We start from the raw sequence: 21,737 nt of genomic DNA, 5'->3' as shown, positions 1-21,737 counted from the left end.
TGACCTAGATTGCTTCACCGCTTCATGAAGCGCTTCGTGTGCTCGACCATCTTGGCGGAGCGGCCGCCTTCGGCTACATCAGGGACGGCAAGCCGATAAGCGGGCGTAGTTCAATGGTAGAACGGCAGCTTCCCAAGCTGCATACGAGGGTTCGATTCCCTTCGCCCGCTCCAGCACCGCCGCTCGCGGAAAAGAAGTGCTCATCCGTTCCACTTTTCTGAAAGTGCAGCGTGTCGGCAACACTGGATTTGAATCTGATTTGAGAGCGCGTGACGGTCTGGACAAAACGTCCGGACCGCCGGAGGCTGCGGGCCGTGGCATCGCATAAGGCCTTACTGGAATCGATCATGTTCATGATTCTGGATCAATTCGGTTCAGAATCATTGTGATCTAGCGGGTTCGAAGAATTGATATCGGGGCAGATGACGAGGATCGTGACCGGATTGCTCGCAGCCGTGTTCGTGTTGGGGCACGTTGCCGCGAGTTTCGCCGTGGTCCGGATCGGTGAGGATCGGGGCGGCCGGATCGGAACCTATATCGATAAATTCGAGGCCGTTCGCAGTTCCGGCCAGTCCGTCATCATCGACGGTCTGTGCGCATCGGCTTGCACCATCGTTCTGGGGACGGTCCCGCACGACAAGATTTGCGTGACATCCCACGCGGCTCTTGGGTTTCATGCCGCCTGGGATCTCGGATCAAACGGCCGCACAGTGATCAACTCCGAAGCGACCCATATGCTCTATTCGATGTACCCTTCCGCGGTGCAGCGCTGGATCAAACAGCGCGGCGGCCTGACAAAGCGCATGATCTTCCTGCGGGGCCGCCAACTCGCTGACATGTACCGCCCGTGCTACCTTGACGCGCAGGCGTCATCGGCGCGCTGACTGCGCATCGCCATTCATCACACGCCAAATCATCACAACGTGATCGCGCCGGGTTGCGCTTGCCTTAAGGGCGGGACTGGCCTTATTTGAACCCCACGCTGCTGGCAGGACGCTGTGGGCACGGCCGAACCGCTGTGATCGTCGAGACGCACGAGTCCGGTCTCGTCGCCTGCTCCATGGCGTCTTCGAGCGAAGCATGTCCTCGGGCTTGACCCGAGGATGGAATCCAAATCGCGTGGAGAAACGCGTCAAACAACAATCCGGAGCCTCGCTTCTGGGTCAGTCAGAAGCGAAACCCTCCAGAGCATGATCCCGAAAAGCGGGAGACAGTTTTGGATAAGGTCATGCTCGATCGAGATAAGCCCGTTCCGCAAGTTCCGGGGGGTTGCTGCAAAAGCATGCGACCTTCGGAACCGCGACACCGAGGATACGATACCCGATGTCTAATAGATTCGCCCGTCCGCTGATCCTGTTTGCGGCCTTCGCCGGCAGCCTTGTCGTCGGTCTCACGGTGGTGATGTGGCTGCTCGGCGGACTCGCCAGCACGCCCCCGGCGGCGTCGATCGGCGGTCCCTTCAAACTGACCGACCAGACCGGCCAGACTGTTACCGAAAAGGACATGGCCGGTCGTCCGACGATCGTCTTCTTCGGCTATACTCATTGTCCCGACGTCTGCCCGACCTCGCTGTTCGAGATGTCGGAGGTGTTGCGGGCGATGGGTCCGGACGCCGACCGCGTCAACGCCTACTTCATCACCGTCGATCCTGAGCGCGATACCCAGGACACGATGAAAAGCTATCTTTCCAGCTTCGACCCGCGCCTGAAAGGCCTGACCGGCGATCCGGCCGCTGTCGAGAAAGCCCTGTCCGTATTTCGGGTCTACGCAAAAAAAATCCCGCTGAAGGATGGCGGCTATTCGATGGATCATACGGCGCTGATCTATCTGATGGATCGCGACGGCCGCTTCGTCTCGTCGTTCGATCTCAAACGCCCGGCTGAAGCCGCCGCCGCCGATCTGAAGCGCTATCTGTAGCGCTGCCGCTGTCGTGCGGTCACGTCGTGGGATTGGATCACTATGATTTCGGATCGAACCGAACGAGAATCATGAACGATCCGCTTCACTTGAAAGCGCTCTAATATTTGAGAGCGGAATGCGGGCGGAAAACCGCACCACACGTCTCTTCATCCCGCTCGAGCGTCTGGGAAGCGGCGGCTGATCGGATTTGCGAGGAAAGACCGTGTTCGGTCTTTTCCCATCTGTACGGTTCGCTCAGCAGTTGATACAGCGCGCGCCAGGCCGCGATCGAAAGACAAGCCCAATAAATCGGCGTCAACGCCAGGATCCAGCCCTGCCTCAATTGCCCTCGCCGGGCGAGGCCCATCAGGCCCACCACGATGGTGGAGGCAAACCCGGCGGCGATCGTCGTCAGATGCAGCGGCGTGACCGCGGAAAATCCGCCGCCGCCGGCGCCTTCCAGCGAACGCCACGCCATATCGATGACGAGGACAGGAAAGGTCAAAGCAGTCAACACGTTGCCCCCGATGATGGCGTTCAGCGTCAAGAATCCCTTCGCGCCCGCGTCCTTCCATAGCTGCCGTGGCCGGCGCATATGCACGCTCCAGGTCTGCATCCAGCCCTTCATCCAGCGCGAGCGCTGGCGCAGCCACCCGCCGAAACGCGCGGGCGCCTCCTCGAGAGTCGTCGACGCGAAGGTGGTCGATCGATAGCCGAAGCGCGCCAGCCGAAAGCCGAGGTCGGCATCCTCGGTGACGTTATACGCATCCCAGCCGCCCACCTCGCGAAGGACCGCGGTGCGGAAGTGGTTCGACGATCCGCCGAGTGGCAGCGGCACGCCGAAGGATGCGAGTCCGGGAAGGAAGACGTCGAATTGTCCGGCATATTCAGCGGCGAACATCCGCGATAACCAACTGTCAGACTGATTCTCGATGCAAAGGCTGGCCTGCGCGCAGGCGACATCGGCTCCTTGCGTGCGGAAGGCATCGAGCGCGGCGCGCAACTGGCCGGGCTCAGGACAGTCTTCGGCATCGAAGACGGCGGTGAAGCTGCCGCGCGCGAACGGCAGCGCGCAGTTCAGGGCTTTAGGTTTGGTGCGCGGCCCTTCCGCCGGCGCGAGCAGGACCTGGACATGCGGCATCGGCCCAAGCCTCGCCAGAGCGGCGCGGGTTTCGAGATCGTCAAGCTCGATCACGATGATGACGTCGAGCTTTTCGCGCGGGTAGTCCAGGGCTTCGATCGCCTTTAACAGCGAGGCGACCGATGAGGCTTCGCGATAAAGCGCCGCAATCACCGTGTAGACCGGCAAACCATGATCGGGAATGCGGGGCGGACGCCGGACCGGGCGCGGCGGCATCAGGCTGGCTGCGAGCCGCAAGCCGATGAACGCGAGAAACCACAGCGCCAGCACGCTGCTCCAGATGTCGGGGGCAACAATTGTCGGCGTCAGTGTCATCACGGCGCTGAGGAGGGCGGTCTGAGCGAGACGCCGCATGGTGCGAAGTCCGCGGGAAGTGTCGTCGTCGGCAACGGGCGCGGCGGACAAAGCGGGAAATCGCCGGGGAAGCGCATTGGCGGCGGTCCGGCCGAGCACATCGCCAGCCTCCTGCCGCAGCAGAAACTGATGGAGGTTTCGTCTCGATGCCAGCAAGATCCGATCGCATAAGGATGGGTAGGCGGCGACCATTCGGCAGAGCCGCCGCGCCGTGAAGCCGCGTGGCGCGACGATCCAGACCAGTTTTCCACGCTGGCGCAGCGGAAGCAGCCCGTGTTGCGCGGCGCTGGACAGGTAACGATCGGGCAGGGGGCAATCGGAGCGGGAAACCTCGGCGAATGTCTCGATCGCAAGATCGGTCTGAAAGGAAAGCGCTTGCAGATAAGCTTCCTCACCAATGACGCCCGAGCGGATCAGCACCTGATCCGCGCCGGTATCCACCTCCCGGCCGCGCGCTTCGGCGGCCCTCAGCAGCGCCGGAGCAAGAATATGCCGCAGGCAGTCCAGTTCGATCGCGGGACCGGGTTCGGGGTCGTCCAGCCAATTGTCGTTGCTGGAGGCGGGGATGCCATCGAAGCCGGGAGGGCGCGGCGGCCTCTCAGGCGCAGCACGGCAGAGTGCGTCGGCCCGCCCGCCATTCCCCACGCGATTCCGCCCCGCCAAGCCACGTCCCCACGCAAACGATACTCGCGTCCCGTTCCGGATGGTCTATAAACCCTCCGTCCGAAAAGCCCTTGTCCATGCAACCACAGATTACCGTTTCCGCCAACGAGAGATTGATTCGCCGCGGCGCGGCAACGCTAGGGTGTCTGCTGGCCGCCGGCTGGATGCTGGGCGCTGGAGCCGCGCTTGACCGCGCGCGTGCTCAGACCACGGTGGAAACCACGACCGCCGCGCCGCAGGCCGTGCCGGGCTTCTGGGATCCGCGACACCGTCCCGACCGCCCTGATTTGTCCCGCCTCACCGTGATCCGGTTTTTGACGGAGACCGACTATCCACCCTTCAACTATACCGGTCCCGACGGCAATCCGGCCGGCTTCAATGTCGATCTGGCGCGCACCTTGTGCGAGGAGATCAAGGTCACCTGCACGATTCAGATGCGGCGGTTCGAGACGCTGGTGGACGCGCTGTCGAGTAACCGCGGCGACGCCATCATCGCCTCCCTCGCGGTCACCCCCGAGTTACGCAAACGTATCGATTTCACTGATCCCTATTATCGGACGCCGGCCCGGTTCGTGTCGCGGCGCGACGCCGCCATGGCCGAGGTGCGCCCGGAATATCTGGAAGGCAAGAAGGTCGGCGTCATCGCGGGGTCCGCGCACGAAGCCTATCTCAAGGTTTTCTTTACCGACGCCGAACTTCACGGCTATCCGAACGAGGAGACGCTGCGGCAGGCGCTGCGGCAGAACGAGGTGGACCTCATTTTCGGTGACGCGATTTCATTGGCGTTCTGGATCAACGGCACTGATTCGGAAAGCTGCTGCGCGTTCAGCGGTGGCCCCTTTATTGAAAGCCGCTATTTCGGCGAAGGCATCGGCATTGCCGTGAAAAGGGGCAATGACGTGCTGCGCCAGGCGCTGAACTGGGCGCTCTTCCGAATCTGGGAGAAAGGCCGCTATACCGATCTGTGGCTGCGGTATTTTTCCGTCAGTCCGTTTTAAAGCATGATCCCGAAAAGTGGGAATCGGTTTTCGGATAAGATCATGCTTAATCAAAAGAGATACGGGTGGCGCGCCGGATGATGCCGCACGCCATGGAGAAAATAATGTCAGACCTGATGTCCGCGAGCGATCTGCGTGCGCTCGCCGAGCAATCCAATGCGTGGCCATTCGAGCAGGCGAAGCAGATCGTCGCGCGGCTGAAGAAAACGCCGAAGGACGAGGTGCTGTTCGAGACCGGCTACGGCCCCTCCGGCCTGCCGCATATCGGCACCTTCGGCGAGGTCGCGCGCACCACCATGGTGCGTCATGCGTTCCGGGTGCTGACCGAAGACAGGATCAAGACGCGGCTGCTCGCGTTCTCCGACGACATGGACGGCCTGCGCAAGGTGCCGGACAATGTGCCCAACAAGGAGCTGCTGACGCGGGATCTCGGCAAGCCGCTGACAAAGGTAGCGGATCCCTTCGGCACCCATCCGAGCTTTGGCGAGCATAACAACGCCCGGCTGCGCGCTTTTCTCGACACTTTCGGGTTCGATTACGAGTTCGCCAGTTCGACCGCCTATTACACCTCTGGCCGCTTCGACGCGACGCTTCTGAAGGTGCTCGAGAACATCGACAGGGTGATGGCGATCATGCTGCCGTCGCTGCGCGAGGAACGCGCGGCGAGCTACTCGCCGTTCCTGCCTATCTGCCCGCGCACCGGCATCGTGCTGCAGGTGCCGATCTCGGCGCATGACGCGAAAGCCGGCACAGTCTCCTACGACGATCCCGAGACCGGCGAGCGCGTCACCGTGCCCGTCACCGGCGGGCACTGCAAACTGCAATGGAAGCCGGACTGGGCGATGCGCTGGACCGCGCTCGGCGTCGATTATGAGATGGCCGGCAAGGACCTGATCGATTCCGTCAAGCTGTCCGGCAAAATCTGTTCGGCGCTCGGCGGCACGCCGCCGGAAGGCTTCAACTACGAACTGTTCCTCGACGACAAGGGCCAGAAGATTTCCAAGTCGAAGGGCAATGGCCTGACCATCGATGAGTGGCTGCGCTATGCCTCGCCGGAATCATTGTCGCTGTTCATGTACCGCGAACCGAAGGCGGCGAAGCGGCTGTATTTTGATGTGATCCCGCGCAACGTCGACGATTACCAGCAGTTCCTCGAAGGTTATCCGCGTCAGGATGCGAGGCAGCAGCTCGCCAACCCGGTCTGGCACATTCATGCCGGCCGTCCGCCCGCGGCCGATATGCCGGTCACGTTCCAGTTGCTGCTGACGCTGGTCTCTTCCTCTAACGCGGAGAATGCCGAAACGCTGTGGGGCTTCATCGGCCGCTACCGGCCGGGCGTCACGCCGCAGACCCATCCGAAGCTCGATGCGCTGGTCGGCTATGCCATCAACTACTACCGCGACTTCGTGGCGCCGACGAAAACATTCCGCGAGCCGACCGCGAGCGAGCGCGACGCCTTGCAGGATCTGCGCGAAGCGCTGTCGCAACTGGCCGCGAACGCTTCGGCTGAAGACATCCAGAACACGGTCTACGAGATCGGTCGCCGCGAACCCTTCCTCAATCACAAGAAGCTCGCGAAGGACGGACGGCCCGGAGTCTCGCTCGATTGGTTCAACATGCTCTATCAGGTGCTGCTCGGTCAGGAGAAGGGACCGCGCTTCGGCTCCTTCGTCGCTGTCTACGGCTTGCAGAACGCCATCGCGATGATCGACGGCGCATTGGCGCGGGCGGGTTAGAGCATGATCCCGACGCGAAGGACCGCGCCCGCGCAACGTGGAACGGTTTTCGGATAAGATCATCCTCGATCAAGAGGGGAAGTCGTTTTCCAATTGTTCATTTGATGCGAACAGATTTGAAGCAGGACGTGTTTTGAAGCGGATTTGGAGCAAAGAATGTTGACGCGGGCTGCGGCGGTGCTGGCCGCCATTTGGGGAGCGGGCTTGCTCGGGATCGCAGCGGCCGAAGCGCGGCCTGATATGGTCGGCTATCAGGGCGGCTATGCGCCCGGCACCATCGTCGTGAAAACCAGCGAGCGCCGGCTGTATCTGATCATCGATTCGGACCGCGCTCTGCGATATCCCGTTGGCGTCGGCAGGGCCGGCAAGCAATGGAGCGGCGCCGCGCGCATCGAGGGGAAGTATCGCAACCCGGCATGGGCGCCGCCGGCGGAAGTCAAACGCGACAATCCAAGAATTGCGGACGTGATCGCGGGCGGTTCGCCGGCGAATCCGATGGGCGTCGCGGCGATGACTCTCTCCGGCGGCGGGCAATACGCCATTCACGGCACCAACCGGCCGGGGTCGATCGGCCGCTTCGTGTCCTATGGCTGCATCCGCATGTATAATGACGACATCGACGATCTCTATCGGCGAGTGTCGGTCGGCACGCCCGTGGTGGTGACGCAACGCTGATCGGATCGCTTCACAGCGACCAGGACTCGCCGATCCGCGACCTGCGCCCGCTTCCCGAAACGCTGCACCACAGGAATCGTCTGGTTCGTTGTCATGGCGACCGGTTGAGCGTATAGACCGGCGACCCTCCATCCGGCACGACAGCTTCAATTCACATCGACCGAGCCCGAAAGCCATGCCTGAAGACATAAAAGTCCGCCAAAGGGCTTTCGAGATTATCAAGACCAGATCATTCGGCCGCGGCGACATCAAACTGGCTTCCGGCAAAACCAGCACGTTCTACTTCGACATGAAGCCGACCATGCTGTCTCCTGAAGGGGCCCATGTCCTGTCCGAACTCATTCTGGCGCGGCTTTCCGGCAAGGGCATCGACTACATCGGCGGGTTGGAGATGGGAGCGGTGCCGCTGATTTCGACCGTCAGCCTTCTCAGCCACGTCAGGAATGAACCGCTTCCCGGCTTCTTCGTTCGCAAGGACGTCAAGAAGCACGGAACCAGGAAACTCATCGAGGGGCTCCCCGTCGATGACCTTCGCGGCAAGAGGGTCGTTATCCTGGAGGATGTCACGACAAGCGGCGGGTCCGCCATGATCGCGGTCTCGGCCGCGCAGGCCGAGGGCGCGGAAGTCGTGATGGTTCTCTCGATCGTCGACAGGGGCGAGGGAGCGGCTGTTCTCTATAAAGACAAGAACATTGAATTCGATTCGCTGTTCAAGGCGGAAGAGTTTCTGGCTTCGTAAGCCTCTTTTTATTGAAAAGCCCTCGGCCCGATAATCACCGGCGGCCCGCGCCGTTGCACCAGCTTTGGCGACGACCGCCGTGATAGACGCGGGCGTGGCCGCTCGCCAGCATCGCCGCCGAGACATCAGGCGTTCGCGCCGTCGCGGCATCCGCGACCACACGCCCCTGATATTTGTCGGGGCCGATATTGGCGATGGTGACGCCGCCCTCGCCGAGCAGATCGCGCAACCGGGCGCTGGCGGCTTTCGCCAGCCGAAATTCTTCGGCGCACGAGGCTTTCATTTCCGCCGTGTCGATGCCGCGCAGCCGCACGCGCGTCGTCATGTCGAGGCCGGGCCATAAATGCACCAGCGCCTCGAAGGTATCGCCGTCGATCGTCCTGATCACCTCGACCTGGTGCCGCCCCGCCGCATCGGCGGCGCGAGCCCAGATCGCCCGTGTCTCCGTGGGCGTCCGGGGGGTGACGGCCTGAGGTCCGACGATCCAGCTCCGGATCGGGAGCATGGTTCCGGCCGCCACGCCCACGATAAAAATCCACGGCAGAACCGGCGACAACAGGTTGCGCCAGCGAGGCCCGGACCATGTATTTATTCTGCTGTATGGGTACATATTCCTAGAATAGAGCGAGTCGCGCCGTCCGGCAAGCCCGCGCAAGCCGCGCTCGGAGCGAAAAGCCCGCCGCTCAGGGCATGATACGTTCAAGTTGAATCGGACCATGCTCTGGAGATTACTATCCGGTCGCGTTTTCCCGCGGCGAACGGGTCATCCGCTTCGCCGGAAACGTGTCAGAAATCCGATGCGATGCCGCCGCGTTCCCAGTCGCCGAACCGGGTCGGTTCGGGACCTTCCGGCCCCTGAACCTCTTGGGGCGGCGCTGAGGCATCGGTCTGCGCGGCGCGGCGAGCTTCCGCTTCGGCGAGCGCGCGCCGGGCCTCCGGAGAAAGCTGCTTGCGGGAGCGGGTCTCTCCGGTCCGCGATGACGCGGAAGGTTCACTGGTCATGTCACCTCCTTCGATCGGCGCGACGAACGTATCGCATGAAAGATCATCTCCACAGATCATGACGCGAAAAGCGCGAAGACGGTGACGATTCTTATATTTGGCATATTCGCATGCCACGAATCTGCCGCGGCGGGCGTACAGCAAATGCGTCCACCGCCCCTGTTTCCCTTAAGCGATGTGCCTGCCTCATGCCGTCCACCAGATTCGCGCCGCCGACCGAGGTTCCGGGCCTCGCGGCCCGGCGCATCGCAGCGGATATCCTCGACGGCGTCCTGCATAAGCGGCGCACTCTCGATGAACAGCTCGAAGGCCCGACCGCGCATCCCGGCCTGAAAGCGCTTGCCGACCGCGACCGCGCCTTGATGCGGCGCCTGGTGGCGACGATCCTGCGCCGGCTCGGAACCCTCGGCCATTTGCTGTCGCGGCTGCTCGATCGCGGCATTCCGACCGATGCGCCGCGCGCGCAGAGCGCGCTTTTGATCGGGGCGGCGCAGATTCTGTGGATGGACGTTCCGGATCATGCCGCGGTCGATCTGGCGGTGCGGCTGGTGCAATCCGATCGCCGCGCGGCGAAATATGCCGGACTGGTCAACGCGGTGTTGCGCCGTTGCGCGCGCGAAGGCCAGTCCCTGATCGATGAGGTCCGCTCGGAGTCGCTCGATACGCCGTCATGGCTGATGGCGCGCTGGAGCGGACACTACGGCGAGAGCGCGGCGAAAGCGATTGCCGCCGCGCTTAGCCACGAGCCGGCCCTCGATCTCACCGTCAAAGCGAACGCGGCTCACTGGGCGACGCGGCTGCACGGCGAAACCTTGCCGACCGGGACCGTTCGCACCTCGTTGCAAGGCTCGGTGACGATGCTGCCGGGATTTTCCGAGGGGCAGTGGTGGGTCCAGGACGCCGCCGCCGCGCTGCCCGCGCGCCTGTTCGGCGACATCAAGGGACGACGCGTTATCGACCTCTGCGCGGCGCCCGGCGGCAAGACCGCCCAGCTCGCGCAGGCCGGCGCGGAGGTGACCGCGATCGATCGGTCGCCGAACCGGGTGGCGCGGCTGCGCGAAAATCTCGGCCGTCTGTCGCTGGAGGCGCGATCGCTCGTGGCCGACGCCATCGAATGGCAGGATGACGCCGCAGGCCACGGTTTCGACGGCGTGCTCGTCGACGCGCCTTGTTCCGCGACCGGCACCATCCGCCGTCATCCGGACGTGGCCTGGCTCAAGCAGGATTCCGATATCGCGGCGCTGACGGCCTTGCAGCAAAGGCTTCTCAACAGGGCGATCACGCTGCTCAGGCCCGGCGGAACGCTGGTCTACTGCACCTGTTCGCTGGAACCGGAGGAAGGTGAACAGGTCGTTGCCGCGCTGCTTGCGTCCGACACGGGGATCCGGCGCGTGCCGGTCGGCGTGGACGAAGTGGCGGGGCTTGCGGATATCGTGACGCCTGCGGGCGATCTGCGCACGCTGCCCTGCCATCTTGCGCATGATGATCCCACGCTCGGCGGATTAGACGGCTTCTACGCGGCGCGATTGACCAGATCCTGATTCGCACGGCGGAAGCGGAGATTCGCGGCATTTCAAGATGGTGCGTTGCCGGCCTTTCCGGATTAAAAGGATTCAGTCCTCATCTCCGCAAAGGGATTCGCTGCAATCCCCACATCGAAGGCGCGCGTGTCGGTCGCTCATCGCAGACGCATTTCAGCTCTGGTCGTCAGCCGTTTCGCGCGCCGGACGATGGCGCGCGCCGGCGACGGGCCTGCGGCGCTTTCGCGGCTATGGCCCGGCCGCGCCGACCGCCTGACCATCGCGCCGCACGACCTTCGGACGGCCGACGCCACCCGCGCCGCCGAGATCTATGCCGGCCGCTTCGTGTTCGCGGGCAAGATCGTCACCTGTCATTCCCGCTCGGTCTTCGACCTCGAACCGCCGTCCGAGGACTGGGAAGCCGCCCTGCTAGGCTTTGGCTGGCTGCGGCATCTGCGCGCCGCCGACACCGCGATCACCCGCGCCAATGCGCGATCGCTGGTGGAGGACTGGATCTCGAATCCGGCGCGCAGGCGGCCTGCGGGCCGGCGCGCCGACGTCATGTCGCGGCGCGTGATCTCGCTGCTGTCTCAGGCCCCGCTCGTGCTCGGCGACGCGGATGGAAAATTCTATCGCCGTTATCTGCGCGCGCTTGCCCGTGACATCCGCCTGCTGCGGTTTGGTCTGCACGACGCTCCTGACGGGGTGTCACGGCTGCAGGTCGTGATCGCGTTGTGTTACGCCTCACTGTGCCTTGCCAACCAGGCTCGCACCATCCGCGGCGCGACCCGCAAGCTCTCCGAGGAGCTGCGGCGGCAAATCCTGCCCGACGGCGGTCATGTCTCGCGCAATCCCGGCGCGCTGATCGAACTGCTGATCGACTTGCTCCCGCTGCGGCAGACCTTCGCCGCGCGCAACATCGCGCCGCCGTCGGCGCTCTTGAATGCCATCGATCGCATGATGCCGATGCTGCGTTTCTTTCGTCACGGAGACGGCAGCTTCGCGCTGTTCAACGGCATGAGCAGCACGCCGTCCGACCTTCTGGCGACGCTCCTGGCTTATGACGACACCCGCGGCATACCGATGGCCAGCATGCCGCACACGGGCTTCCAGCGGATCGACGCCGGCGCGACGATCCTGATCGTCGATGCCGGGCCTCCGCCGCCGCCGAACCTCAGCGAGGAGGCGCATGCCGGCTGCCTGTCGTTCGAGCTGTCCTCCGGACTGAACCGGATCGTCACCAACTGCGGAATGTCCTCGACCGGACGCGACACGTGGCGCGTGTTCGCGCGCTCGACAGCCGCGCACTCCGCGCTCGTCTGCCATCAGACGTCCTCGTGTCAGTTCGTCGAACAGTCGGCGATGAAGCGGCTGCTCCAGGGGGCGCCGATCGTCAGTGGTCCGGCCCATGTCGAAAGCCTGCGCGAAACCATCGACGGCGGCGAGCGGCTGACGACTTCGCATGACGGCTATCTCGCGCGGTTTGGCCTGATCCACCGACGCGTGCTGACGATGGCGCATGACGGTTCGCGGCTGGAGGGCGAGGACATGCTGGAGCCAGCCCGTGGCGGCCGCATCAAAGGCAGCCAGATTCGTTACGCGCTGCGGTTTCACCTGCATCCGTCCGTCAAGGCCACCCGCCTCGATGACGCGCATGGGGTGATGCTGGTTCTTCCGAACCGCGAGGTCTGGACGTTCGAGGCGACTCAAGACCGGGTCGAGCTCGAGGACAGCGTTTTTCTCGCCGGCAACGACGGTCCGCGGCGCACCGTGCAGATCGTGATCTACCAGAATGCGCGGGAAGTCTCCCGGGTGCGCTGGGGCTTCGTGCGTTCGGCCACCTCGGCCGCGGCCACCAATGCCCGCCGTCAGGCGCGGCGCGAGCCTGAATTGCCGCTGTAGGCGCGCATTCCGTGGCAGGCGCCTGCACATCGGACAACGCCGGTTTCATGCGCTGCGAAATCATGTTAACGGGCGGCCTTGATTTCCCCAGGATCGACGATCATGACCGACCGACCCCGCCGCGTGACCCGCGCCTTGCTTTCCGTTTCCGACAAGGCCGGCCTGATCGAGTTCGCCCACGCGCTTGCCGGCCTGGGCATCGAGCTGGTCTCGACCGGCGGCACCGCCAAGGCCATCGCGGCGGCGGGGCTGAAGGTCAGCGACGTCTCCGACCTGACGGGTTTTCCGGAAATGATGGACGGCCGGGTCAAGACGCTGCATCCGAAGGTGCATGGCGGCCTGCTCGCCATCCGCGACCACGCCGATCATGCGAAGGCCATGAAGGACCACGGCATCGCTCCGATCGACCTGCTGGTCGTCAATCTCTATCCGTTCGAATCAACGGTCGATAAAGATGCTGCCTACGAGGAGTGCATCGAGAATATCGACATCGGTGGCCCCGCGATGATCCGTGCCGCCGCGAAAAACCATGATGACGTCGCGGTCGTGGTCGAACCACAGGATTATCAGGCCGTGCTTGACGAACTTAAGGCCAACGCGGGCGCGACGACGTTGAGCTTGCGCAAGCGCCTCGCCGCGAAAGCCTACGCCCGGACCGCCGCCTATGATGCGGCGATCTCCAACTGGTTCGCGGTGCAGCTTGAGACCGATGCGCCCGACTATCGCGCCGTCGGCGGCCGTCTCGCGCAGACGTTGCGTTACGGGGAGAATCCGCACCAGACGGCCGCGTTCTATCGCACGCCGGAGCGGCGCGCCGGCGTGGCCACCGCGCGGCAGTTGCAGGGCAAGGAACTATCCTACAACAACATCAACGACACCGATGCAGCTTACGAGTGCGTCGCCGAATTCGATGCGGCGCGCACCGCGGCCTGCGTCATCATCAAGCACGCCAACCCTTGCGGCGTCGCGGAGGGCTCAAGCCTCACCGAGGCCTATCGCCGGGCGCTCGCCTGCGACCAGACCTCGGCCTATGGCGGCATCATCGCCTTCAACCGCACCATCGACGCCGACGCGGCCAATGCGGTGGCCGGCATCTTCACCGAAGTCATCATCGCGCCCGATGCGACCGAGGAAGCGATCGCCATCATCGGCAAGCGCAAGAACCTGCGGCTGCTGCTGACCGGCGGCCTGCCCGATCCGCGCGCGCGCGGACTGACCGCGAAGACGGTGGCCGGCGGGCTTCTGGTGCAGGGCCGTGACAACGCCGTCATTGATGATATGTCGCTGAAGGTGGCGACGAAGCGCCCGCCGACCGAGGCCGAGATGCGCGACCTGCGGTTCGCCTTCCGCGTCGCCAAGCACGTCAAGTCGAACACCATCGTCTATGCCAGGGATCTCGCCACCGTCGGCATCGGCGCGGGTCAGATGAGCCGCGTCGATTCCGCGCGCATCGCGGCGCGCAAGGCGGAAGATGCCGCGCGCGATCTGAAGCTCGCCGAGCCCTTGACCAAAGGCTCGGTCGTGGCGTCGGATGCGTTCTTCCCGTTCGCCGACGGCATGCTCGCCTGTATCAAAGCCGGCGCCACCGCGGTCATCCAGCCGGGCGGCTCCATGCGCGACGAGGAAGTGATCAAGGCCGCCGACGAGCATGGCATCGCCATGGTGTTCACCGGCGTCAGGCATTTCCGTCATTAGAGCATCGGACCCGAAAGTGGAAACCGGTTTTCGGATAAGATCATGCTCCATCAAAAAGTTAAGGCTAGAGCGTTTTCGAGCCGAACCAAACGGATGAGATCGGTGATAGGCGGAGCGCTGCTCTTCGTCGGCGTGTCGTCGTTGCCTGCGCTTGCGGATGACGGCAAGGGCATCACCAAGCCACCCGGCAGAGCGGCATCCTGCACGCCGTGTCACGGCCTGAACGGAGAAGGACAGCCGGTGCGAGGCATTCCACGCCTTGCCGGTCTCAATGCCGACTACTTTGAACGTCAGCTCGCGAGTTTCAAGAACGGCACGCGCAGAAACCGCATCATGCTGATGATCGCATCGGATCTGTCGGACGACGAAAGCAAGGCGCTCGCCAGCTACTATGCGGGCATGATGACACCGAAACCCCAAACCACGCCCGCCGATCGAGCCGTGATCGCGGCCGGAGCCGAGCTTGCCGCGAACGGCGATCCGTCGAAAGACCTGCAGGGGTGTGGGCAGTGCCATGGTGCTGAGGGGCTCGGCGCGGGATCGGATTTTCCCCGCCTCGCGGGACAATCGGCGCTCTATATCGAGAAAATGCTTCGGTCATGGAAAGCCGGCGACCGCAAGAACGATCCCGGTGGCGTGATGGCCGATGTCGCGAACAAGCTGAGCGACGACCAGATCAAAAGCGTCGCCGCCTATTACGAGAGCCTGCCCATTGCAGCGCCTGCCCCGACTCCTGAAGCCAGCAAGCCGTGATCCGCATGCGGGTGGCTAGAGCATGATCGCTTCTGATTGAATCAGAAGCGAAGCTCCATGATATTGATTTGACGCGTTTTCTTCACGCGAACCGGTGTCCACCCTCGGGTCAAGCCCGAGGACATGCTTCGCTCGAAAACGCTTTAATCCCGCACGCGCGACAGCAGTGCAAGCCCTGCGACGAAGAACAGCACCAGCACCGCCATGCCCGCTTTCTGGCTGGCTGTGACGGCGGTGATGAAGCCGATCAGCAGCGGACCGACGAACGATGTCACTTTTCCGGTCAGCGCGAACAATCCGAAGAACTGGGTGATGCGATCCTTCGGCGCCATCCGGATCAGCAGCGTGCGCGAGGCCGCCTGCAACGGCCCGCCCGCGCCGCCGATCAGGCATCCGAGGATGAGATAGGCCTTCTCCGCCGGTGCGGCGAACAGGCCGCCGCCGGGTACGGGAGGCGTCACGCTCACGAACAGGATCGAGTCCTTGTCCACCATCAGGATCATGATGATCGATAATAACAAGACCGTCATGCTGGTCGCGATGACGGCCTTGGGCCCCACCCGGTCGTCGAGTTTGCCGCCGATCCACGCGCCGAGCGCGCCGGCGATCGCCAGCAGCATCCCGAACGTTCCGATCTCGATGGTGTGCCAGCCGAAGGTGCCCGCGGCATAGATGCCGCCGAACGCGAACAGCGACACCAGCCCGTCGGTGTAGATCATGTTGGCGAGCAGGAAGGTCGCCAGCGATCGCCGCTGCGGCAGTTCGCGGAGCGTGCCGCGCAACTCGATTAGTCCTTCGCGGAGCGCCATCCGCACCGAGCGTTTCGCCGGAAGATCCGGCGTCAGCAGGAACATCGGCAGGACGAAGACGACGAACCAGAGGCCCGTCAGCGGACCGGTGATGCGATCGCCCTCGTGGGTGGCGGGATCGAGACCGAACAACGGCGTCAGGCCGAACAGCGTCTTGCCGGTGGCCGGATTGGCGGCGAGGAAACCCAACACCAGGATCAGGCTGAGGATGCCGCCGACATAGCCGGTGGCCCATCCGGTCCCCGACAGGCGGCCGATCCTGTGCGGCGGCACCAGCGACGGCATCATTGCGTTGTTGAACACGGTGGCGAATTCGACGCCGATGGTGGCGATGCCGTAGGCGATCAGCAGCGGCAGGATCACGCCGGCGTCGCCGGGCTTGCCGAGCCACATCAGGCTGGAGCCGATCACCAGCAGCGCGCCGAAGGCCGCGATCCACGGTTTGCGCCGGCCGCTGGCGTCGGCGATGGCGCCCAGCACGGGCGAGGCGAGCGCGATCACGAGGCCGGCGGAGCCGGTCGCAAATCCCCACAGCGATTGCCCCTCGGCCGGCGTCGCCGCCACGAAAGTAGCGAAGTACGGCGCGAACACGAAGGTCGTGATCAGCGTGAAATAGGGCTGCGCCGCCCAGTCGAACATGATCCAGCTATTGATGGCGGCGCGAGAGGCATAGCGCTCTCCGGGTTCCGCGCCGTCCGCCGGTAAGGCTGTCGTCACCGCCATGCCCGATATGTTCATGCTCGATATGTTTCGTCGAATCGCGTGAGGAGTCTGACCCTGCGCCTCAAATCCTATAGCATCGTTCCCGTTAACGACAACGAATCCTCCAGATACGGGACCAATGGATGATCCGCCGCGAGCTACGCCGGTATATATTTTCCCTGTTTGCGATGGGCGTGATCGTCGCATGGGCGCCGTTGTCGTCGCCCGCCTTCGCGCAGGATGCGCGCGGCGCGGTCCCGGCAGCGATCTCCGACGCGATTCGTCCGGTCGCCGCCAAACACGGCATGGTGGTGGCGCAGGAGCGGCTCGCGGCCAGGATCGGCGCGGACGTACTCGCGCAGGGCGGCAACGCCGTCGATGCGGCGGTCGCGACCGGTTTCGCCCTAGCGGTCACCTATCCGCGCGCCGGAAACATCGGCGGCGGCGGGTTCATGCTGATTCACCTGTCCGATTCCAACCGTGACATCGCCATCGACTATCGCGAGACCGCGCCAGGCGCGACCGGACGCGACATCTTCCTCGGCGCCGACGGCAAGCCGGACCCGGCGAAGTCGCGGGATTCCGCGCTCGGCATCGGCGTGCCCGGCACCGTCGCGGGACTAGCGCTGGCGCTCGACAGGTACGGCTCCGGCAGGTTCACTCTTGCCCGCCTTCTTCAGCCTGCGATTACGCTGGCGCGCGAGGGGATCACGGTCGCCGACGACAGCGCCGACACGTTGTCGGGGTCGCATGACCGTCTTGCGCGCTGGCCGTCCTCGATGAAGATTTTCGCGCGTCCCGACGGCGCCGTCTTGCGCGAGGGCGATCGGCTGGTCCAGGCCGATCTGGCCGCGACCCTGACCGCGATCGCCGGGCAGGGGCCGCAAGGCTTCTATGAAGGTCCGGTGGCCTCGAAGCTGGTGAAGGGGATCGGCGGGGCCGGCGGAATCATGACGCTTGAGGACCTCAAGTCCTATCGGCCGCTGATCCGGGAGCCGGTGCGGGGCAGGTATCGGGGCTATGACATCATCTCGATGCCGCTATCCTCGTCTGGCGGCACCGTGCTCCTCGAATCGCTGAACATCCTCGAAGGCTTCCCGATGCGCGACCTGCATCAGGGATCGCCGGATTCGCTGCATGTGCTGATCGAGGCGATGAAGCGCGCCTATGCAGATCGCGCGCGCTTTCTTGGCGATCCCGCTTTTACCAAAGCCCCGATCGAAACCCTGCTCGCGAAGGACTATGCCGCGAAACAGCGCGCCTCGATCGATATGGCGCACGCGACGCCCGCGGCCGCCGTGTTCCCGCCGCCACGCGAGGGAGACAACACCACGCATTTTTCCGTGGCCGACGCCTTCGGCAACGTCGTCAGCAACACCTATACGCTGAACTTCAGCTACGGCGTCGGACTGGTGGCGGAGGGCACCGGCGTCCTGCTCAACAACGAGCTTGACGATTTCACCGCGGCGCCCGGCGCGGCGAACGCCTTCGGACTGGTCGGATTCGAGGCCAACCTGCCCGGTCCCGGCAAGCGGCCGCTGTCCTCGATGACGCCGACCATCGTTCTGAAGGACGGCAAGCCGGTGCTGGCGACGGGATCGCCCGGCGGCAGCCGCATCGTCTCCACCGTGCTTCAGGTGATCGTCAACGTGCTCGATTACGATATGAACATCGCCGCCGCGGTTCACGCGCCGCGGCTGCATCATCAGTGGCTGCCGGATGAAGTCCGCGCCGAACAAGGATTTCCCGATGACGTCATCGCGGAATTGAGGGCGCGAGGCCACACCGTCGTTATCCCGATGGGACAGACCTCGGCCAACTCCATCGCCATCACCCCGGATGGCTTGTTCGGTGCGCCGGATCCGCGGACCCGCGGGTCAAGCGCCGCCGGATATTGAGGTGGTGACCTGCGCGGGCACTGAGCCTCCACAAGGATTCGATCATGATGACCACGCAACCGCTGTGGCGGGCGTATGTCCTCTTCCTGATGCCGATGATGCTGAGCAACGTCCTCCAGTCGCTGTTCGGCACCGTCAACGGCATCTATCTCGGCCAGATGATCGGCGTCGATGCGCTCGCCGCCGTCTCCATCTTCTTTCCGGTGATGTTCTTCTTCCTCTCCTTCATCCTTGGACTCGGCGCGGGTTCGTCGATGCTGATCGGCCAGGCGTGGGGCGCGCGTGATGCCGGCAAGGCGAAGGCGATCGCGGGGACCACGCTTGCCCTGACATTGCTCGGCGGCGGCGTCATCGCGGTCGGCGGGGGACTGTTCGCACGCGAGCTGATGATGGCGCTGGCCGTGCCATCCAACATTCTCGACGATGCGACGGACTATGCCCGCATCATGATGATCACCATGCCGGCGATCTTCACGTTCCTGCTCGCGACCGCGATGATGCGTGGCGTCGGCGACACGGTCACGCCGTTGTGGGCGCTTGCGATCTCGACGGCGATGGGGCTCATCGTGACGCCGGCGCTCATCCGTGGATGGTTTGGATTGCCCCAGTTCGGCGTGGTCAGCGCCGCGATCGCGTCCGCGATCTCGGCGGTGGTGACGCTGCTGTGGCTCGGGCTGCACATGCGGTGGATGAACCATCCGTTGGCGCCCGATAAGGTGCTGCTGCGCGCGATGCGGCTCGATCGCGAACTGCTCGGCAAAGTGCTGCGCATCGGGATTCCGAGCGCCGTCCAGCTTGTGGTGATGTCACTCGCCGAGATCGTGCTGCTCGGGATCGTCAATGGCTTCGGCTCCGACGCCACGGCCGCCTATGGCGCTGTCAACCAGGTGCTGGGCTACGCGCAATTCCCGGCGATCTCGATCGCCATCACCGCGTCGATCTTCACGGCGCAGGCGATCGGCGCGGGCGAGATCGAACGGATCGGCCCGGTCGTGCGCACCGCGATGTGGCTCAACCTGTTGCTGACCGGCGGTCTGGTCGTTCTTGGCTACGTGTTTTCACGGACCATCATCGGGCTCTTCATCACCAGCCCGGAGGTGCTCGAAGTGACGCAGACGCTGCTGTACATCGTGCTCTGGAGCACGGTCCCGTTCGGCATGGCGTGCGTATTCGCCGCCACCATGCGGGCGAGCGGCACGGTGATGGTGCCGATGCTGCTGTCGATTCTCGCGATCGTTGTGGTCGAGGTGCCGGTCGCCATCGTGCTCAGCCGCCAGATCGGGGTGGAGGGCGTCTGGATCGCCTATCCGGCCGCGTTCTGCGCCATGATGGCGCTGCAGATGGCCTTCTATCTGATGGTCTGGCGCAAGCAGGAGATCAGGCGGCTGATCTGACGAAGAAGGATGAGCCTTGCCGCGCGCACGGATATCCACTTCGCCGGAGAATGCTCTGGGGCATGGCCAAACAGGGAGCAGATCGATGCGCATTCTCGTCGTCGGAGCCGGCGCGACCGGCGGCTATTTCGGCGGCAGGCTGTTACAGGCCGGTCAGGATGTAACCTTCCTGGTGCGCCCCAAACGCGCCACTGAGCTGGCGAGCGCCGGTCTTGTCGTCAGGAGCCCGCACGGCGACTTCACGCTCGATAATCCGCCGACGGTCCAGGCCGATGGCGTGAGCGGGGCATTCGATCTCGTTCTGCTGAGTTGCAAGGCGTTCGATCTGGAAGACGCGATCGCAGCGTTCGCGCGGGCGGTGGGACCGCGGACGGTGATCATTCCGCTGCTCAACGGGATGCGGCACCTGGAGACGCTCGACGCGACATTCGGCCGCGCGCGCGTGCTCGGCGGCCTGTGTTCGCTCGCGGTCACTCTCAATGAGAAGCGCGAGGTCGTCCATCTCGCGCCGATGCACTCGCTTCGCTTCGGCGAGCGCGACGGTGGCGCGAGCGAGCGCGTCCGGGCCATCGCCGAAGCCTTCGCCGCCGCAAGGTGCGGCGCGCAGCCGTCCGAAGCCATCATCCAGGACATGTGGGAGAAGTGGGTGTTTCTGGCGACGCTCGCTGGCGCGACCTGCGTGATGCGCGCATCCATCGGCCAGATCGTCGCCGCGCCCGGCGGCCGCGATTTCATTCTGGCCTTGACGGACGAGGCCGCCGGTATCGCGAAAGCGGCAGGTTATGCACCGCGCGAAGAATTCCTGAGCGGCGCAACCGCGATGCTGACGGCGGCGGGCTCGCAGCTCACCGCATCCATGTTCCGCGATATCGAGACCGGCGCGCGGGTCGAAGCCGACCACATCATGGGTGATCTCATCGCTCGCGCCGAGGCCGCGAAGCTCCCGGTGCCGAAGCTCCGCACCATCCATACGCATTTGAAGGCGTATGAGAACCGGCGAGGGTGATGCGAGGCATGTGCGATGCCCACCGCATTCAGACCCGCCGCGTTCAGAAGTCCAGGTCGACATAGGTGCGCGACGCCGGCACGCCCGCCAGCCATTCGCTCAGCAGCGGGCGGAATGAGGGCCGCGACTTGACCCGCGCATACCACGCCTTCGCCGCCTCGTCCTCGGCCCATGGCACGTCGCCGAGGTAATCGATCGCCGACAGATGCGCCGCCGCGGCGAGATCGGCATAGGTCAGCCGATCTCCGGCCAGATAGTTGCGCGTTCGCGCCAGCCAGCCGATATAGGCGAGGTGATAGCGCACGTTCGTCCGCGCGGCGCGCATCACGTCGGTCTCGGGCGGACCGCCGCCGATCTCCTCTGCCATGAAGCGCTTGTAGATGCGTTCGGTCACGAGCGGGCCGGAGACCTCCTCGAAGAACTTCTCGTTGAACCACGCCATCAGACGGCGCACCTCGATGCGCTCGGGCATCGAGGTCGGCAGCAGCCGGCGCTCGCCGACGCGTTCGCCATAGGTCTCGTCGAGATAGTCCGCAATGATCGCGGCGCCGGGAACCGCCGGGATGCCGTCGGCGATCAGCACCGGCGTTGTGCCCGCCGGGTTGAGTCGCAGGAACGCCTCACGCCGCTCCCACACCCGCTCTTCCACCGGCCTGACATCGAGTCCATGCTCGCCGAGAATCAGGCGGATGAAGCGCGATTGCGGACAGAATGGATGGTGAAGCAGCGTGAACATGGCGCCCTTGATAGGTTTGCGATGCTTAAGAAAGTATCTCTAAAGCGTTAACGGCGACTCGCTTCCGATCTGTCGGGCAGCGGGTGAATCCGCCTTAGCCGCCGCCTCCCTTCCA

18 protein-coding genes and 1 tRNA gene are annotated in these 21,737 nt (G+C 64.3%); 14 read left to right on the top strand and 5 right to left on the bottom strand.

Features of this window, described 5'->3' with window-relative positions:
* Positions 1-99 precede the first annotated feature (99 nt).
* The 3 genes from NWI01_RS13260 to NWI01_RS13250 all read left to right on the top strand — a co-directional run bounded on the left by NWI01_RS13260 (position 100) and on the right by NWI01_RS13250 (position 1,917).
* Positions 100-173, top strand: a tRNA-Gly gene (locus NWI01_RS13260).
* 249 nt (positions 174-422) lie between these two features.
* Positions 423-884 carry a hypothetical protein gene (locus NWI01_RS13255; RefSeq protein ID WP_141384288.1) on the top strand — a complete coding sequence of 154 codons (462 nt, stop codon included), beginning with the start codon at positions 423-425 and terminating at the stop codon, positions 882-884.
* A gap of 439 nt (positions 885-1,323) precedes the next feature.
* Positions 1,324-1,917 (top strand): SCO family protein, encoded by a 594-nt coding sequence (locus NWI01_RS13250; protein ID WP_141384287.1) that lies wholly within the window; start codon positions 1,324-1,326, stop codon positions 1,915-1,917.
* A 100-nt stretch (positions 1,918-2,017) separates the two neighbouring features.
* On the opposite strand, the gene NWI01_RS13245 is transcribed toward NWI01_RS13250, so the two are convergent.
* Entirely contained in the window at positions 2,018-4,057 is a 2,040-nt protein-coding gene (locus NWI01_RS13245) for a glycosyltransferase (protein ID WP_244613755.1), read from the bottom strand.
* A 77-nt stretch (positions 4,058-4,134) separates the two neighbouring features.
* Between NWI01_RS13245 and NWI01_RS13240 the strand changes: the two genes are divergently transcribed.
* From NWI01_RS13240 to pyrE, 4 genes are all read left to right on the top strand, one after another.
* Positions 4,135-5,055: a transporter substrate-binding domain-containing protein gene (locus NWI01_RS13240; RefSeq protein ID WP_141384296.1), complete on the top strand. Its 921-nt coding sequence runs from the start codon at positions 4,135-4,137 to the stop codon at positions 5,053-5,055.
* A gap of 104 nt (positions 5,056-5,159) precedes the next feature.
* On the top strand, positions 5,160-6,791 hold the full coding sequence (locus NWI01_RS13235) for a lysine--tRNA ligase (protein ID WP_141384286.1): 1,632 nt from the start codon (positions 5,160-5,162) through the stop codon (positions 6,789-6,791).
* Between the two features lie 156 nt (positions 6,792-6,947).
* Complete coding sequence (locus tag NWI01_RS13230) at positions 6,948-7,466, top strand: L,D-transpeptidase (protein ID WP_141384285.1); 519 nt, start codon at positions 6,948-6,950, stop codon at positions 7,464-7,466.
* Between the two features lie 175 nt (positions 7,467-7,641).
* Positions 7,642-8,205, top strand: coding sequence for an orotate phosphoribosyltransferase (gene pyrE, locus NWI01_RS13225; RefSeq protein ID WP_141384284.1), 564 nt, complete (start codon positions 7,642-7,644; stop codon positions 8,203-8,205).
* Positions 8,206-8,239: 34 nt separating this feature from the next.
* On the opposite strand, the gene NWI01_RS13220 is transcribed toward pyrE, so the two are convergent.
* Positions 8,240-8,815, bottom strand: a complete 576-nt coding sequence (locus tag NWI01_RS13220; RefSeq protein ID WP_141384283.1) for a thermonuclease family protein — start codon at positions 8,813-8,815, stop codon at positions 8,240-8,242.
* A gap of 176 nt (positions 8,816-8,991) precedes the next feature.
* Positions 8,992-9,207 (bottom strand): DUF1674 domain-containing protein, encoded by a 216-nt coding sequence (locus NWI01_RS13215; protein WP_141384282.1) that lies wholly within the window; start codon positions 9,205-9,207, stop codon positions 8,992-8,994.
* Positions 9,208-9,395: 188 nt separating this feature from the next.
* On the opposite strand from NWI01_RS13215, the gene NWI01_RS13210 reads away from it, so the two are divergent.
* From NWI01_RS13210 to NWI01_RS13195, 4 genes are all read left to right on the top strand, one after another.
* Positions 9,396-10,748 (top strand): RsmB/NOP family class I SAM-dependent RNA methyltransferase, encoded by a 1,353-nt coding sequence (locus NWI01_RS13210; RefSeq protein WP_141384281.1) that lies wholly within the window; start codon positions 9,396-9,398, stop codon positions 10,746-10,748.
* A 126-nt stretch (positions 10,749-10,874) separates the two neighbouring features.
* A complete protein-coding gene (locus tag NWI01_RS13205) occupies positions 10,875-12,629 on the top strand; it encodes a heparinase II/III family protein (protein ID WP_141384280.1) in 1,755 nt (584 codons plus the stop codon).
* Positions 12,630-12,731: 102 nt separating this feature from the next.
* Positions 12,732-14,324 (top strand): bifunctional phosphoribosylaminoimidazolecarboxamide formyltransferase/IMP cyclohydrolase, encoded by a 1,593-nt coding sequence (gene purH / locus NWI01_RS13200; protein ID WP_141384279.1) that lies wholly within the window; start codon positions 12,732-12,734, stop codon positions 14,322-14,324.
* Positions 14,325-14,417: 93 nt separating this feature from the next.
* Entirely contained in the window at positions 14,418-15,077 is a 660-nt protein-coding gene (locus NWI01_RS13195; RefSeq protein ID WP_141384278.1) for a c-type cytochrome, read from the top strand.
* 143 nt (positions 15,078-15,220) lie between these two features.
* Here the strand turns inward: NWI01_RS13195 and NWI01_RS13190 are convergent, their stop codons facing one another.
* The gene (locus NWI01_RS13190) at positions 15,221-16,609 is read right to left on the bottom strand and encodes an MFS transporter (protein ID WP_141384295.1); all 1,389 of its coding nucleotides are present in this window, start codon (positions 16,607-16,609) and stop codon (positions 15,221-15,223) included.
* 167 nt (positions 16,610-16,776) lie between these two features.
* Between NWI01_RS13190 and ggt the strand changes: the two genes are divergently transcribed.
* The 3 genes from ggt (at position 16,777) to panE (ending at position 20,886) form a co-directional block, all read left to right on the top strand.
* Positions 16,777-18,486, top strand: a complete 1,710-nt coding sequence (gene ggt, locus NWI01_RS13185) for a gamma-glutamyltransferase (RefSeq protein WP_244613757.1) — start codon at positions 16,777-16,779, stop codon at positions 18,484-18,486.
* Positions 18,487-18,530: 44 nt separating this feature from the next.
* The gene (locus NWI01_RS13180; protein WP_141384276.1) at positions 18,531-19,880 is read left to right on the top strand and encodes an MATE family efflux transporter; all 1,350 of its coding nucleotides are present in this window, start codon (positions 18,531-18,533) and stop codon (positions 19,878-19,880) included.
* An 85-nt stretch (positions 19,881-19,965) separates the two neighbouring features.
* Positions 19,966-20,886, top strand: coding sequence for a 2-dehydropantoate 2-reductase (gene panE / locus NWI01_RS13175; RefSeq protein WP_141384275.1), 921 nt, complete (start codon positions 19,966-19,968; stop codon positions 20,884-20,886).
* 43 nt (positions 20,887-20,929) lie between these two features.
* Here panE and NWI01_RS13170 read toward each other — a convergent pair whose 3' ends face one another.
* Positions 20,930-21,622 carry a glutathione S-transferase family protein gene (locus NWI01_RS13170; RefSeq protein ID WP_141384274.1) on the bottom strand — a complete coding sequence of 231 codons (693 nt, stop codon included), beginning with the start codon at positions 21,620-21,622 and terminating at the stop codon, positions 20,930-20,932.
* Between the last annotated feature and the right edge of the window lie 115 nt (positions 21,623-21,737).

It is taken from the genome of Nitrobacter winogradskyi, assembly GCF_006539545.1.
Lineage (GTDB): Bacteria > Pseudomonadota > Alphaproteobacteria > Rhizobiales > Xanthobacteraceae > Nitrobacter > Nitrobacter winogradskyi_A.
This window is presented reverse-complemented; position numbering and strand designations above follow the sequence as displayed.